Origin of the sequence: Pseudomonas sp. NPDC087626 (assembly GCF_044743405.1) — a bacterium.
Lineage (GTDB): Bacteria > Pseudomonadota > Gammaproteobacteria > Pseudomonadales > Pseudomonadaceae > Aquipseudomonas.
Genome location: NZ_JBIUWJ010000006.1, coordinates 183,890 through 198,041 on the forward strand (window position 1 = coordinate 183,890; position 14,152 = coordinate 198,041).

Consider the following 14,152-nt stretch of genomic DNA (forward strand, 5'->3'; position numbering starts at 1 on the left):
TCCCACAGGTTTCGTGTTGGTCACAAATTCTGTGGTGGCTGCAGAACCCTGTGGGAGCTAGCTAGCTTGCTAGCGATGAGGCCATCAGCCACACCGCATCAATTCCATCGCCGGCAAGCCGGCTCCTACACTGGGGGTCAGGCCGTGTCGTTCAACCACAGCCGTTCAAAGCGCCAGGTGCTGAACAGTGACTCTTCCGGCGTGGCGCCACCGACCCGGGTCGAGACGCTGTCGAGCAGGTCGGCATAACCCCAGATCAGCATGCCGCCACGCTCGTACTGGATCTGCTGGACCTGGTGCACCAGGACCTTGCGCTTCTCCAGGTCGGGCTGGGCCATGGCCTGCAGGAACAGCGCGCTGAACTGCGGGTCGTTGAAGTGGGTCTTGTTCCCCACGGCAAAGGGCGCGTCGGTGTGGATCGCGCTGGCCAGGAACGGCGCGCCGATGCTGCCGCCGGTGCTCAGGGTCCAGTCGCTGCGCTGGGGCCCCTGGAAGGTGGCCAGGTCGACCTGCCTGACCTTCAAGGTGACGCCTATGCGCTTGGCCTGTTCGGCCAGCACCAGTGCCGAGGTCAGCCCCGGTCCCGGGGTGGTCACCAGTTCCAGTTCCAGGTGTTCATGGCCGGCTTCCTTGAGCAATTGCGCCGCGCGTTGCGGGTCGTAGGGGCGCGGGCCGAGGCTGTGGTTGAAGGTCGGATCGCTCGGCGCGTACAGGTCGTTGGCCACCCGGCCCTGTCCGTTGAGGGCGCGGCGCACCAGTTCTTCGCGATCGGCCAGCAGGCGAAACGCCTCGCGCACCCTGGGGTCGTTGAACGGCGGCTTGTCGAGGTTCATGTCGAACGACAACCAGTTGCCGGTCACCGATTTCAGCACCCTGAGTCGCGGGTCGCGCTGCAGCACTTGCAACTGTTCGGTGGGCATCACGTTGGCCATGTCGATCTGCCCGGATCGCAGGGCCGCCAGGCGTGAGACCTGGTCCTTGAAGTCGATGATCTCCAGTTCGTCGGCGTAGGGCTTGCCCTCCTTGTAGTAGTTCTCGAAGCGGGTGAACAACGAGCGCTGGCCGGGGGTGAAGCTTTTCAGTTTGTAGGGGCCGGCGCCCACCGGGTTGCTGACCGGGTGATAGTCCACGGGCACGATGCCGCCGAAGTTGACCCAGGTTTCGGCCAACGGCATGTAGCTGCGGCCTTCACGAAAATTCAGGCGCACGGTGCGCTGGTCGAGCTTGACCAGGTTGTCGCGGTCGACCCAGTGCAGCAGCGCGGCGTAGGGCGACGCCAGCTGCGGATCGGTGAGGCGGCGGATGGAGAAGATCAGGTCGTCGGCATCGATGGTCTTGCCGTGGTGGAACTCCAGGCCCGGGCGCAGGCGCAGGGTCCAGCTGCTGGCGTCGGCATTCGGTTCGGCGAACTCGGCCAGGGCCAGGCGTGGCTGCATCTGTTCGTCCCACTCCCACAACTTGCTGTACAGGGCAAAGCCGCGAACGATGCCGCTGCCGATGGGTTTATGGGCGTCGAGATTGCCGCTCTGGTTGCCGTCGAGAATGCCCAGGCGCAGGCGACCGCCATAGCGCGGTTGGTCACTGGCGGTGGTTGTGGCGGCGGGTTGACTGTCCGGGCCGCAGCCGCTCAGCAGGCCACCGCCCAGCAGCAGACCGCCGCCGAGCAGGGCGCTGTGGCCGAGAAAGTCGCGGCGGCTGAGCCATGCATGATCGTTGTCCATGGCCTCAGGCTCCCGTCGGGCCGTTGGCCGAGCGCAGTTGCAGCAGTGGTTCGGGCGTGCGGCTCAGGGCGGCGCGTTCGTTGCGAAAGTGCGGAAGGATGTGCTCGCCCAGGCGATAGGTTTCTTCCAGGTGCGGGTAGCCTGCGAGGAAGAACAGGTCGATGCCCAGCGCGTGGTACTCGCGGATCCGCGCCACCACGTTTTCGTAGCTGCCGACCAGCGCGCAGCCCGGCGGGATGCCGATGTAGCCAAAGCCGGTCCAGACGTTGGGGTGAATGAAGAAGTCCTCGAAGTCCTGGGTCTGGGCTTTCTCTGCGAAGTCACTTTCATAGCTCAGCTTGCGCGCGGTGCGCAGCCCGGCATGGGCGGCCACGGCCTTGACCGCACCCTTGGCCAGGCCTTCGTCGAAGAAGCGCTTGGCCTCGGTGCGCGCCAGTTCCTCGGTTTCGCGGGTGATCACGTCGATCGACAAGCCGAAGCGAATGTCGCTGCGTCCGTACTGCAGTGCGCGCTGGCGAATGTCGGCGATCAGCGCGGCGATTTCATCCGGATGCTCGGCCCGCATCAGGTAGAAGTCCGCGTGTTTGGCGGCAAATTCCCGCGCGGCAATCGACGAGCCGGCGGTGCAGATCAGCGGCAGTTCGGCTTTCTTCAAAGGTCCGCGCAGGCCACCACCCTCGGCCTTGTAGAAGCGCCCGTCGTAGTGGAAGTTCTCGTTGTGCCAATAGCCCTTGACCACGTCCATGAACTCGATGGCCCGTGCATAACGCTCATCGTGATCGCTGAAGTCGCCGACCTGGCGCTGGATCGCATCCGAGCCGCCATTGATGATGTTCCACACCAGGCGATTGCCGGTGGCGCGCTGGTAGGTCGCGGCCTGCTGCACCGCGACCCAGGGCGTGTAGTGATAGGGCTGGAACGCGGTGACGAATTTCAACGTACGGGTCTCGCGGGCCAGCAGCGAGCAGACTGTCCATGGCTCTTCGCCGGACGGTGCGTTGACCATCAGTGCGCCGCCAAAGCCGTTGATCTCGGCGGCCTTGGCGATCTGCCCGAGGTAGTCGATGTAGGTGAAGTGATCACCGACGCTGAACGCCGACACGGCACCGGTGCTCGGACCGCCGCGATGCCAGTCGCCACGGTTGCGCGGGTCGCCGGGGAGGTATTGGGTTTCGCCATGCAGGGGCAGGCGGGTGAAGAATTCAATGCTCATGACGAAGGCTCCGGCTTACTGCACGCTGGGGTTGCAGATCGGGGTGACAGGCTGGTCGTTGATCACCTTGTGGGCGAAGGGCACCGAGTCCTTGAGCGACGCGTTGACTGTTTCGCTGTGGCCCAGGCCCTTGTACAGATGGCCCTCGACTACCGAGCCGGTCTTGCAGGCGTCTTGCATCAGTGCCACCTGGGTCGCGGCTGCCGGGGTCTTGTCCTCGGCGCCGGTGCCAATGAAGATCGGCTGGGCCAGTTTCAAGGTCGGGTAGGACACTTGCTTTTGCCAGGCGGCGAGTTGATCGCCCTGGTAGTCCTTCTTCGCATTGGCCGGGGTCAGGCCGACGCCGACCACGTCGCTGACCAGGGACGCCAGGCAACTGGTGCGCGCCTGTTCGAACAGCGGCAGGGCCTTGTCGGTGTAGAAGTCCTTGGGGTTGATGGTCGGGTCGTATTGCTGGGCCGCCAGCAGGGTGTAGAAGCCGTAGGCCAGGGACGCATCGACTTTGTTGAGGTCCTGCTCGCCGACGTTTTTCGCGCCGACGGTGTAGATCACCCCGGTACCGATGCTGCCCTTGACCCCCAGGTCCGGGGCGTAGGTCGGCGCATAGGCGGCCGAGGCAAAGGCCCCGGCGCCACCCTGGGATTGGCCGACGATCAACACCTTGTTGGCCAGCCCCGGCACGCCGGCGACCACCGCTTTGGCGGCGTCGAGGATGCCGTAGGCGGCCATGCGGTTGTTCAGCAGCGGATGCCCGCCAGGCACGCCGAGGCCCTGATAGTCGGTGGCGACAATCGCGTAGCCCTCATCCAGCCAGCGGCTCAGGTATTGCACGTCGCGGTAGGAACGGCCCTGCCAGGACGGCGCGCAGACATCGGCGATGCCCACGGTGCCGTGGCCCCAACTGGCCACCGGCCAACCACCGGCCGGGGCCTTGCCCTTGGGCAGGAACAGGGTGCCGGAGACCACGATCGGGGTCTTGTTGTCGATACCGTCGGTGGAGCTGTAGAGAATGCGCTGGGCGCTGGCGGCATTGGGCAGGCTCAGGGTTTTTTCCAGCGGCTCGCTGCGCAGTAACTTGCCGGGCGTGGCCGGGATCACTTCCTGCCAGGTGTAGAACGCCGAGACGCGGCCGTCGCCTTGCAGTGGATCGGGCTTGGGCACATGGGTGCCGGCGGCGAGGGCGCTCATGGACAGCGCCAGGACGCTGAGGCCGAAGGTGAAGCGGTGGCTGAGTTTCATCGGGATGTCCTTATCGAAGGTTCAAGGATTACGGGTGACCTGGCCGCGCAGCGCTGGCCAGTAGTCGGTGAGTTGCAGGTCGATCAGCGCCTGGTTGGTGAAGCCGGTGGCCAGCGATGAGCTGATGTCGTAGTTGTCGCGAATCAGCTGGTTGGCCAGGGCGTAGGCGGTGAGGGCCTGGTAGTGGGCCTTGAGTTGCTGGTCGCTTTTCGGCGCCCAGCGCTCTTTCCAGGCCACCGGGTCGTCCTGGTCGTCGCGGCGCAACACACTTTCGGCAGTGCCGGCGCGGGACGAGAGCTGGTAGTAGGCGTCCTGGTTCTGGGTCTGGGAGATCCACCAAGCGGCCTTGACCCAGGCGGTGGCGAGCAGTTGGGTGAGGTCCGGGTGCTGCTGCACGAACAGTTCGGTGCCCCAGAGGTCGGAGATCAGCCGCCAGTCGTTGGCGCCTTGTTTGCTCGACCAGAGAATCCTGCCGACGCCCTTGTCTTCCAGGGCATAGGCTTCGCTGAGCAGGACCGCCGCATCCACTTTGCCGGCGGAGACCGCGGCCGCGCCGACTTGCGGGTTGAGGTTGGCGATCTTGAAGTCGTTGAGCTTGAGGTCCTGGCTGGCGAGGAAGTTGCTGAAGGCGAACTCCCACGGACGGCCACGATGCAGGGCCAGGCGCTTGCCCTTGAGGTCCTCGATGCTCTTGGCGGGCGAGTTGGCCGGCACCACCAGGTAGATGTTGTTGCCGCTGCCGCCGGGCACGATCAATTTGCCCGGCACGCCGCCCGCACCGGCGATCACCGAGGGCAGGTCACCGCGCACGGCGAAGTCGATGCTGTTGTTGCTGAAGCCTTCGTTGATCTGCGGGCCGGCGCCGGCGTGGGGCAGGGCGATCCACTCCAGCTTGATCCCGCGTTGGCTCAGCTGCTGCTCAAGCCAGCCGTCCTCGATGACTCGCCCGGCGATGCCACCGAACACCGGCTTGCCACCCTGGGTGAACGCGACGATGGCGATCTTCACCGAAGCCGGCGCCTGTTCGGCCAAGGCCGTGGCGGTGAGTAGTAATCCGGTCAAGGCGACCAGGCTGTTGCGCCATAAACGTTTCATTGAATTTCCCCCTGAATGACCGCGCCAGCAACAGCGCCTGGCGGTTGCTGGCCGGATGTCTGGAGGGACAGAGCAGATAGCATGCCACTGTCGGAGAAATGCTCTGCAGCCCTTGCTGGGCAAGGCTTTCGCGGTTTGGCGAAAGGTTCGGGCGCCGGCGCGTTGCTGATGCACCAACAGGTCGGTGCGTGCCTGTTGCTGCTCCAGCAGCAGGGTAGGAGCAATGCTGCGGTATATGTTTTTATGGAATATATAAAGATTAATTAATAATTTTTTAGTCTAACTATCTTCGTGCACTATTGAACCCGCGCTTTTACTGCCAGGAATGCACCATGTCGCTGATCACTCATCCCCACGCACGCGAATTGACCAAGTCGGTGCGCGCCACCGTGCTGGTCTTCAAGGACCCGCGCTCCCAGGAGTTGCTCAGCCGCATCGAGCGCCTGGCGCCCAGTGAAGCCAACACGCTGATCATCGGCGAGACCGGCACCGGCAAGGAGTTGGTCGCCCGCCACATCCATAACCTCAGCCGCCGTGGCCGCGAACCGTTCGTGGCGGTGAACTGCGGTGCCTTTGCCGAAACCCTGGTGGAGAGCGAACTGTTCGGCCATGAAAAGGGCGCGTTCACCGGCGCCACCAGCAACAAGGCAGGTTGGTTCGAAGCGGCCAACGGCGGCACGCTGTTTCTCGACGAGATTGGTGACTTGCCGCTGAACATGCAGGTGAAATTGCTGCGGGTATTGCAGGAGCGCGAAGTGGTGCGCCTGGGTTCGCGCACACCGATACCGATCAATGTGCGCCTGGTGGCAGCGACCAACGTCAACCTCGCGGACGCGGTGGTGGCGGGGCACTTTCGCGAAGACCTGTTCTACCGGTTGCACGTGGCGACCATCCGCCTGCCACCGCTGCGCGAACGTCCCGGCGACATCCTGCCGCTGGCCGAGTTTTTCCTCGAGGAGCACTGCCAGCGCCTGGGCTACAACCGCGCGACCCTGAGTATCGAGGCCGAACGCAAGCTGCTGGATCACAGTTGGCCTGGCAACATCCGCGAGCTGGAAAACTCCATCCACCATGCCTTGCTGGTGTGCCGCAACCAGCGCGTGGCGCCGGCCGACCTGCACCTGGTGGACATGCGCTCTTCGGGCATTCGCCAGGAGCAGGCGAGCCATGCCCACTCTGCGCTCAGCGGCCCGGTGGACCTGGAGTCGGCCTTGCAGGCGCTGTTCGAGCAGAACATCCCTGATCTTTACGAGCACATCGAAGAGACCATCTTTCGCGCCGCTTACCGTTACTGCCACGGCAACCAGTTGCAGACCGGACGCCTGCTGAACATCAGCCGCAACATCGTGCGCGCGCGGCTGGAGAAGATCGGCGAACTGAACAAGCCGGTGACCTTGGAGGAGTAACCCTGCGCCGAAGAAAAAGCCGGTTGTGGCTGCGTTACCTTTACGTTAACGTAAATGTCGCGTAACACCCGGCTCGGGTTCTGATGTTCGTTGTGCGCCTGAGTCTTTCGCTCATCGTGGTCATCGATCAAGGACGTCCCATGTCTTCTGGCATCAGTCATTTCCCGGTTCCACATACCCTCGAGCAACTCCCCGCCGACCTGCGCGAGCGTATTCTCGCGGTGCAGGAGAAAGCCGGTTTTGTGCCAAACGTGTTCCTGATGCTGGCCCACCGGCCGGCGGAATTTCGCGCGTTTTTTGCCTACCACGATGCCCTGATGGATCGTGAGTCCGAGAGCCTCACGGCGGCGGAGAAGGAGATGATCGTGGTCGCCACCAGCGCGCGCCACGGTTGCCTGTATTGCGTGGTGGCCCATGGCGCGATCCTGCGCATCTACAGCAAGGACCCGCTGTTGGCCGATCAGTTGGCGATCAACCATCGCACCGCGCCGATTGGCGAGCGCCAGCGGCTGATGCTCGATTTTGCCTTTCACCTCGGCGCCGCTGGCGGCGCGCTCGACGATAGCTGGCGCGAGCGCCTGCAGGCAGTGGGCTTCAGTGACGAGGACATCTGGGACATCGGCGCGGTGACGGCCTTTTTCAGCCTTTCCAACCGCCTGGTGTCCTTGGCCGGAACGCCACCCAACCCGGAGTTCTACCTGATGGGCCGTGTGCCAAGAAGTGCGAAATGCACGTAGTACAAGGCCTTTATAAACGCGTTTATAGGGCCTCGATCAGCCCGCTGAGGCCCGCGCTTGAGCCTCTGGCCAGTACCTGTTGGAGCGCTGATACATTTGCTCACAAGTTGTTTCTGTAGTCCCTGTAGGACTTTTGTATATTCCGTAACGTTTACGTAAGCGTAAACAAGCAGTAGAGTGTGCCAGCAGCGCCATAACCAATAAAAACAATCAAGGTTAGAGGGCTCCACATGTCACCAGAGTTTGTCTTGGAAACACGCGGCCTGACCAAGGAGTTTCGCGGTTTTACCGCCGTAGACTCAGTTGATCTGCGTGTGCAGAAGGGCCACATCCACGCCTTGATCGGTCCTAACGGGGCCGGTAAAACCACAGTGTTTAATCTGCTCACCAAGTTTCTCCCGCCGACTCGCGGTGAGATCCTCTACCTGGGCCAACCCATCACCCGCCTCAAGCCCAACGAGATTGCGCGCCTGGGCCTGGTGCGCTCGTTCCAGATCTCCGCGGTGTTCGGCCACATGAGTGTGGTGGAAAACGTGCGCGTGGCCCTGCAACGCAAGCGCGGCGACTCCTACCATTTCTGGAAAGCCGAAAGCAGCCTCGACTCCCTCAATGAACGGGCCATGCAAATGCTCGACGAGGTGGGCCTGCTCGACTACGCCCACACCCAGACCATCGAACTGCCTTATGGCCGTAAACGCGCGCTGGAACTGGCCACCACCCTGGCGCTGGACCCCAGTGTGCTGTTGCTCGACGAACCGACCCAGGGCATGGGGCACGAGGATGTGAACATGGTGATTGAGCTGGTGCGGCGCGCAGCGGTGGGGCGTACGGTGTTGATGGTCGAGCACAACCTGAGCGTGGTCAGTGAACTGTCCGACCGCATTACCGTGCTGGCCCGTGGCGCGATTCTGGCCGAGGGCGACTACGCCAGTGTCTCCGCCAACCCGCAGGTGCGCGAGGCGTACCTGGGCAGCGAGGCGGTGGCGGTTGAAGGGGCGCAAGCATGAACGCGCTGCACAGTCCTGAGTTCGAACAACTGCGGGTCAATGACCTGCATGCTTTCTACGGCGAGTCGCACATCCTGCATGGCATCGACCTGCAAGTGCGCCGTGGCGAGTTGGTCACGCTGCTGGGGCGCAACGGCTCCGGCCGCTCGACCACGCTGCGGGCGATCATGAACATGGTCGGGCGCCGTACCGGTTCCATCGTGGTCAACGGCACCGAAACCATCGGCCTGTCGGCCCACTTGATCCCGCGCCTGGGTGTCGGTTTCTGCCCGGAGGAACGGGGCATTTTCGCCAGTCTCAATGTCGAGGAAAACCTGCTGTTGCCGCCGAACGTGCGCAGCGACGGCATGAGCCTCGATGAAATCTACGAGATGTTCCCCAACCTCTATGAGCGCCGTTTCAGCCAGGGCACGCGCCTGTCTGGCGGCGAGCAGCAGATGCTGGCCATGGCGCGGATCCTGCGCACCGGCGCCAACCTGTTGCTGTTGGACGAGATCACCGAAGGCCTGGCCCCGGTGATCGTGCAGAAACTCGCCGAGGTGTTGATCAAGCTCAAGAACAAGGGCCTGACCATCGTCCTGGTGGAACAGAATTTCCGTTTTGCTGCGCCGTTGGCTGACCGCCATTACTTGATGGAGCACGGTCAGATCATCGAGCAGATCAGTGCCGCTGAACTGGACACCAAGCAGGAACTGCTGCACCGCTGCCTGGGCGTCTGAACCCGTTTTACCCCGCGCATCACGCAGGCCGCCGAGTCTCACGGCTCGACGGCACGGGGCCGCTTTGCCTGGAACAATAAAAATAACTTCGGACAGTGGGTGAACTACATGAAGGTTTTTCAGCACACAGCAAGCGCCATCCTGGTTTCCAGCCTGATCGCCGGTGCGGCGCAGGCGCAGATCAGTGACGACGAAATTCGCATCGGTTACCTGGCGGACATGTCAGGCACCTATCGCGACCTGTCCGGCCCCGGTGGCCTGGAAGCCCTGAACATGGCCATCGAGGATTTCGGTGGGCAGGTCAACGGCAAGAAGATCGTGGTGTTCAGCGCCGATGACCTGAACAAGCCGGACGTCGGCGCCAACACCGTGCGCCAGTGGGTCGATGAGCGCAACGTCGACATGGTCACCGGCATGGTGGCGTCCTCGGTGGTGCTGGCTGCCAGCAAGGTGGTCGAGCAGTCCGGCAAGCTGGCGCTGATTTCCGGCGCAGCGGCTTCGAGCCTGACCAATGAGTACTGCTCGCCGAACCACATCCACTGGACCTATGACTCCTACGCGCTGGCCAACGGTACGGCCAAGTCGGTGCTGGCCGAAGGTGGCAAGAAGTGGTTCATCCTCACCGCCGACTATGCCTTCGGCCATGCGATGGAAGCGGACATCACCAAGGTGGTCGAAGCCGATGGCGGCCAGGTGGTCGGCAAGGTCCGCCACCCGTTCCCAAGCAGCGATTTTTCCTCCTACATTCTCCAGGCCCAGGGCTCCGGTGCGGACGTGATCGCCTTCGCCAACGCCGGCTCCGATACCGTCAACTCGCTGATGACCGCCAGCCAATTCGGCGTCGCGCAGTCTGGGCAGAAGCTGGCCGGCATGGTGGTGTTTCTCAACGATATCCATGCCATGGGCCTGGATGTCACCAAGGGCCTGATGCTGACCACCGGCTGGTACTGGGACATGAACGACGATAGCCGTGCCTGGGCGCAGCGCTACCACAAACGCTTCGGCAAAATGCCGGGCATGGTACCGGCGGGCATCTATTCGGCCACCACCAACTACCTCAATGCGATCAAGGCCACCGGCACCGACGAAGCCCAGGCTGTACGCAAGCAAATGATGGCGACGCCGGTCAACGACATGTTCGCCAAGAACGGCAAGGTCCGCGCCGATGGCCGCATGGTCCACGACATGTACCTGGCCCAGGTCAAGACCCCGGCCGAGTCCAAGGGCGAGTGGGACCTGTACAAGATCGTGCGCACCATTCCTGGCGATGAGGCCTATCGCCCGGAATCCGAAAGCAAGTGCAAGCTGCTGACCAAAGGTTGACCGCGGCGCTGCACACGCTTGTTGCCCGGCTGCTGGCAGCCGGGTGTCACGGATTTCCTGCGAGTGGTGAATCATGACTTTGATTTTTGGTATCCCCCTGAGCGTCATGTCCGGGCAGTTGCTCCTGGGGCTGATCAACGGTGCGTTCTACGCCTTGCTCAGCCTTGGCCTGGCGATCATTTTTGGCCTGCTGCGCATCATCAACTTCGCCCACGGCGCGCAGTACATGCTCGGCGCCTTCGCCGCGGTGATGGGGCTCAACTACCTGGGCGTCAACTATTGGATGGCGCTGGTACTGGCGCCGTTGCTGGTGGGGGTGGTCGGGGTGCTGATCGAGCGCTTCCTGCTGCGGCGCATCGCCGGGGAGGATCACCTGTACGGCTTGCTGCTGACCTTCGGCCTGGCGCTGATCCTCGAAGGTTCTTTCGTCAAGCTGTTCGGGGTGTCCGGTTCGTCCTACCCGATGCCGGAGCAACTCAAGGGCGGCTACAACCTGGGCTTCATGTTCCTGCCGACTTACCGCGCGTGGGTGATTGTCGCGGCGCTGGCGGTGTGCCTGGTGACCTGGTTCATGATCGAGCGCACGCGTTTGGGTTCCTACCTGCGCGCCGGCACCGAGAACCCCAAGCTGATGCAGGCCTTCGGCATCAACGTGCCGCTGCTGATCACCCTGACCTATGGCTACGGTGCGGCCCTGGCGGCCTTCGCCGGAGTGCTGGCGGCGCCAATCTATTCGGTGACCCCGACCATGGGCGCCAACCTGTTGATCGTGGTGTTTGCGGTGGTGGTGATCGGCGGGATGGGCTCGATCATGGGCGCCATCGTCACGGGCCTGGCGATGGGCCTGATCGAAGGGCTGACCAAGGTGTTTTATCCAGAGGCGGCCAACACCGTGGTGTTCCTGGTGATGGTGCTGGTGCTGCTGGTACGTCCGGCAGGACTGTTCGGTAAGGAGGCGTGAAGATGACGAGTCTGCAGATCAAGACGGGCGCAACGCGCCTGCAACCCCAGGTGGTACTGGAGCGGCAGCAGGCGGCGACTCGCCGTAAGCGCTGGTTCTACCTGGCCCTGTTCGCCGTGGCACTGGTGGCGCCGATGGCGATCTACCCGGTGTTCCTGATGAAACTGCTGTGTTTTGCCCTGTTCGCCTGTGCCTTCAACCTGCTGCTGGGCTATGCCGGCCTGCTGTCGTTCGGGCATGCGGCGTTTCTCGCCACGGGTGGCTATGTCACCGGCTTTTTGCTCAGTCACTACAGTGGCCTGGGCACCGAGCTGGGGATTCTCGCCGGCACCCTGACCTCGGCGGTGCTGGGGCTGCTGTTCGGCTTGCTGGCGATCCGCCGACAGGGGATCTACTTCGCGATGATCACCCTGGCATTGGCCCAGTTGGTGTTCTTCATCTACGTCCAGGCGCCGTTCACCGGCGGCGAGAACGGCCTGCACGGGGTACCGCGCGGCCAGTTGTTCGGGCTGTTCGACCTGAACAACAACCTGACCCTGTACTACTTCGTGCTGGCGGTGTTCGTGTTCGGCTACGCGGTGATCCAGCGCACCATTCATTCGCCCTACGGCCAGGTGCTCAAGGCGATCCGCGAGAACGAGCCACGGGCGATTTCCCTGGGCTACAACGTCGATGCCCACAAGCTGCTGGCGTTCGTCATCTCGGCGGCGCTGACCGGCCTGGCTGGCTCGACCAAGACGGTGGTGTTCCAGCTGGCGTCGTTGACCGATGCGCACTGGCACATGTCCGGCGAGGTGATCCTGATGACCTTGCTGGGCGGTGTCGGCACGGTGCTCGGGCCGCTGGTGGGCGCCACTGTGGTGGTGACGCTGCAGAGCTATCTGTCCAACGGCCCGCTGGGGGAATGGGTGCACGTGATCCTGGGGCTGATTTTTGTCATCTGCGTGCTGCTGTTCCGGGTCGGCATTGTCGGCTGGGTACTCAAGCTCAGCCGCCGCAACTTCTAGTAGTAGCTGATTCGCCGCGATTGCTGTCTGGAGCCCGCGCAGGGTGCGCGGGTGCGCTTCACAACAACAATAAAAAAGAGAGCCTTATGTACGTCAAACGTTCTGTCCGTATCGTTCAGTTGTCTGGTATTGCTGGGGTCATCGGGGTGTGCGCGCCAGCGTCGGCGGCCTTTGTCGACGACAGCAAGGCCAGCGTGGAAACCCGCAACTTCTACATGAACCGGGATTTCCGCCAGTCCGGCGCTCCGCAAAGCAAGGGCGAGGAGTGGGCCCAGGGGTTTATCCTGCGCATGGAGTCGGGGTACACCGAAGGGCCGGTGGGCGTCGGGATCGATGCCCTTGGGCAGTTGGGGATCAAGCTCGATTCCAGCCCGGATCGTGCCGGGGTCACCGGGCTGCTGCCCCAGGGACCGGTGTCCAAGCGGGCCCCGGATGATTACAGCGAGCTGGGTCTGACCGGCAAACTCAAGGTTTCGAAAACCACCCTCAAGCTGGGCACCCTGATGCCCAAGTTGCCGGTGCTGGTACCCAACGAATCGCGCTTGTTGCCCCAGACCTTCCAGGGCGGGCAGTTGAGCTCGCTGGACGTGGAGAACCTGTCGTTCAACGGCGGCCGCCTGACCCAGGTCAGCCAGCGCAACTCCAGCAACCGCGAAGACATGACGCTGATGAAGGGGCCGCGGCGCAACATCATCACCGGTGCCAACCCCTTTACCGACCAGTTCGACTTCATCGGCGCCGACTACAAATGGAACAGCGCGCTGACCACCGGGTACCACTATGCGCACCTGGACGATTTGTACAAACAGCACTACCTGACGCTGACCCACACCTTGCCGGTGACGGAGGGGCAGTCGTTGAAGTCCGACCTGCGCTGGTCCAGCGCCACCGATGACGGCAACAGCAACGTCGACAACCGCATGCTGGGTGCCATGTTCACCTACTCGCTGGGGGCCCATGCGTTTGGCCTCTCCTATCAGGACATGAGCGGCGACACCGGCTTTGCCAACGTCAACGGTACTGACCCTTACCTGGTCAACCTGCTGCAGATCAACGACTTCGCCAACCAGGACGAACAGTCGTGGCAGGCGCGTTATGACTTCAACTTCGCCGGCCTCGGCATTCCCGGCCTGACCTTCATGACCCGTTACGTCAAGGGTGATGAAATCAACCTGGGCGCCGCCCCAGGGCAAGGCAAGGAGTGGGAGCGCAACACCGACATCGGTTATGTGATCCAGAGTGGCGCGCTGAAGAACGTCGGGCTCAAATGGCGTAACGCGACTTACCGGTCCAGCTTTGCCAGCGACATCGACGAGAACCGGTTGATCGTCAGTTATACCCTGGCGCTTTGGTAACAGAGGCTGGCGCCTGCAGGGCCTTGCGTATATTTGGCCCTGTAGGAGCAAAGCTTGCTCGCGTGGCGGCCTCTGGGCCTCTGGGGTGTTGGATTAGACCGCGTACATATCCATTTCTGCGGTAACGGCCACCTATGGTTCCGCTTTTACAGCGGCTCACTTTTGGAGGAGCCCAAAAGTAAGCAAAAGGCTCTACCCCCACCACTCGGTGCCTCGCTTAGGCTCGGCATGCCCGTACTCCGAAATTGATTTGGGGGGTCGCCGCAATGGGCCATCCCTGGCCCAGTGCGGCTAAACCGGCGTCCTGCCGGTTTACCCCCCAAATCAATATCGGACTCCGGCCAGCGTGGTTAACGGGGCGCTCAGGAT

General features: G+C 62.9%; 12 protein-coding genes. 8 read left to right on the plus strand and 4 right to left on the minus strand.

What is annotated here, in order from left to right:
- Positions 1-137: 137 nt before the first annotated feature.
- From ACIOVD_RS07725 to ACIOVD_RS07740, 4 genes are read right to left on the minus strand one after another with little or no spacing between them, the layout of a single operon-like run.
- The gene (locus ACIOVD_RS07725; protein WP_401126986.1) at positions 138-1,721 is read right to left on the minus strand and encodes an ABC transporter substrate-binding protein; all 1,584 of its coding nucleotides are present in this window, start codon (positions 1,719-1,721) and stop codon (positions 138-140) included.
- 4 nt (positions 1,722-1,725) lie between these two features.
- Positions 1,726-2,934, minus strand: a complete 1,209-nt coding sequence (locus ACIOVD_RS07730; RefSeq protein WP_401126988.1) for an LLM class flavin-dependent oxidoreductase — start codon at positions 2,932-2,934, stop codon at positions 1,726-1,728.
- Between the two features lie 15 nt (positions 2,935-2,949).
- The gene (locus tag ACIOVD_RS07735) at positions 2,950-4,173 is read right to left on the minus strand and encodes a lipase family protein (protein WP_401126990.1); all 1,224 of its coding nucleotides are present in this window, start codon (positions 4,171-4,173) and stop codon (positions 2,950-2,952) included.
- Between the two features lie 21 nt (positions 4,174-4,194).
- Positions 4,195-5,268 carry an ABC transporter substrate-binding protein gene (locus ACIOVD_RS07740; protein ID WP_095169923.1) on the minus strand — a complete coding sequence of 358 codons (1,074 nt, stop codon included), beginning with the start codon at positions 5,266-5,268 and terminating at the stop codon, positions 4,195-4,197.
- 332 nt (positions 5,269-5,600) lie between these two features.
- Between ACIOVD_RS07740 and ACIOVD_RS07745 the strand changes: the two genes are divergently transcribed.
- The 8 genes from ACIOVD_RS07745 (at position 5,601) to ACIOVD_RS07780 (ending at position 13,783) form a co-directional block, all read left to right on the plus strand.
- The gene (locus ACIOVD_RS07745) at positions 5,601-6,674 is read left to right on the plus strand and encodes a sigma-54 interaction domain-containing protein (RefSeq protein WP_401126992.1); all 1,074 of its coding nucleotides are present in this window, start codon (positions 5,601-5,603) and stop codon (positions 6,672-6,674) included.
- Between the two features lie 140 nt (positions 6,675-6,814).
- Positions 6,815-7,411 carry a peroxidase-related enzyme gene (locus ACIOVD_RS07750; RefSeq protein ID WP_401126994.1) on the plus strand — a complete coding sequence of 199 codons (597 nt, stop codon included), beginning with the start codon at positions 6,815-6,817 and terminating at the stop codon, positions 7,409-7,411.
- 230 nt (positions 7,412-7,641) lie between these two features.
- Positions 7,642-8,418: an ABC transporter ATP-binding protein gene (locus tag ACIOVD_RS07755; protein WP_159995314.1), complete on the plus strand. Its 777-nt coding sequence runs from the start codon at positions 7,642-7,644 to the stop codon at positions 8,416-8,418.
- Positions 8,415-9,137, plus strand: coding sequence for an ABC transporter ATP-binding protein (locus ACIOVD_RS07760; RefSeq protein WP_401126996.1), 723 nt, complete (start codon positions 8,415-8,417; stop codon positions 9,135-9,137). The genes ACIOVD_RS07755 and ACIOVD_RS07760 overlap by 4 nt, the downstream gene beginning before the upstream one ends.
- A 108-nt stretch (positions 9,138-9,245) precedes the next feature.
- The gene (locus ACIOVD_RS07765; RefSeq protein ID WP_095169929.1) at positions 9,246-10,460 is read left to right on the plus strand and encodes an ABC transporter substrate-binding protein; all 1,215 of its coding nucleotides are present in this window, start codon (positions 9,246-9,248) and stop codon (positions 10,458-10,460) included.
- A 73-nt stretch (positions 10,461-10,533) separates the two neighbouring features.
- Positions 10,534-11,421 (plus strand): branched-chain amino acid ABC transporter permease, encoded by an 888-nt coding sequence (locus tag ACIOVD_RS07770; RefSeq protein WP_095169930.1) that lies wholly within the window; start codon positions 10,534-10,536, stop codon positions 11,419-11,421.
- Positions 11,422-11,423: 2 nt separating this feature from the next.
- On the plus strand, positions 11,424-12,428 hold the full coding sequence (locus tag ACIOVD_RS07775; protein ID WP_095169931.1) for a branched-chain amino acid ABC transporter permease: 1,005 nt from the start codon (positions 11,424-11,426) through the stop codon (positions 12,426-12,428).
- A gap of 86 nt (positions 12,429-12,514) precedes the next feature.
- Positions 12,515-13,783, plus strand: a complete 1,269-nt coding sequence (locus ACIOVD_RS07780) for an OprD family porin (protein ID WP_095169932.1) — start codon at positions 12,515-12,517, stop codon at positions 13,781-13,783.
- Positions 13,784-14,152: the final 369 nt, after the last annotated feature.

Excerpts from the sequence above, each read along its gene's own strand:
- ACIOVD_RS07760 (WP_401126996.1), top strand. The coding sequence starts at position 8,415 with ATGAACGCGCTGCACAGTCCTGAGTTCGAACAACTGCGGGTCAATGAC.
- ACIOVD_RS07740 (WP_095169923.1), bottom strand. The coding sequence starts at position 5,268 with ATGAAACGTTTATGGCGCAACAGCCTGGTCGCCTTGACCGGATTACTA.
- ACIOVD_RS07780 (WP_095169932.1), top strand. The coding sequence starts at position 12,515 with ATGTACGTCAAACGTTCTGTCCGTATCGTTCAGTTGTCTGGTATTGCT.
- ACIOVD_RS07755 (WP_159995314.1), top strand. The coding sequence starts at position 7,642 with ATGTCACCAGAGTTTGTCTTGGAAACACGCGGCCTGACCAAGGAGTTT.
- ACIOVD_RS07750 (WP_401126994.1), top strand. The coding sequence starts at position 6,815 with ATGTCTTCTGGCATCAGTCATTTCCCGGTTCCACATACCCTCGAGCAA.
- ACIOVD_RS07770 (WP_095169930.1), top strand. The coding sequence starts at position 10,534 with ATGACTTTGATTTTTGGTATCCCCCTGAGCGTCATGTCCGGGCAGTTG.
- ACIOVD_RS07735 (WP_401126990.1), bottom strand. The coding sequence starts at position 4,173 with ATGAAACTCAGCCACCGCTTCACCTTCGGCCTCAGCGTCCTGGCGCTG.
- ACIOVD_RS07725 (WP_401126986.1), bottom strand. The coding sequence starts at position 1,721 with ATGGACAACGATCATGCATGGCTCAGCCGCCGCGACTTTCTCGGCCAC.
- ACIOVD_RS07765 (WP_095169929.1), top strand. The coding sequence starts at position 9,246 with ATGAAGGTTTTTCAGCACACAGCAAGCGCCATCCTGGTTTCCAGCCTG.
- ACIOVD_RS07745 (WP_401126992.1), top strand. The coding sequence starts at position 5,601 with ATGTCGCTGATCACTCATCCCCACGCACGCGAATTGACCAAGTCGGTG.
- ACIOVD_RS07730 (WP_401126988.1), bottom strand. The coding sequence starts at position 2,934 with ATGAGCATTGAATTCTTCACCCGCCTGCCCCTGCATGGCGAAACCCAA.
- ACIOVD_RS07775 (WP_095169931.1), top strand. The coding sequence starts at position 11,424 with ATGACGAGTCTGCAGATCAAGACGGGCGCAACGCGCCTGCAACCCCAG.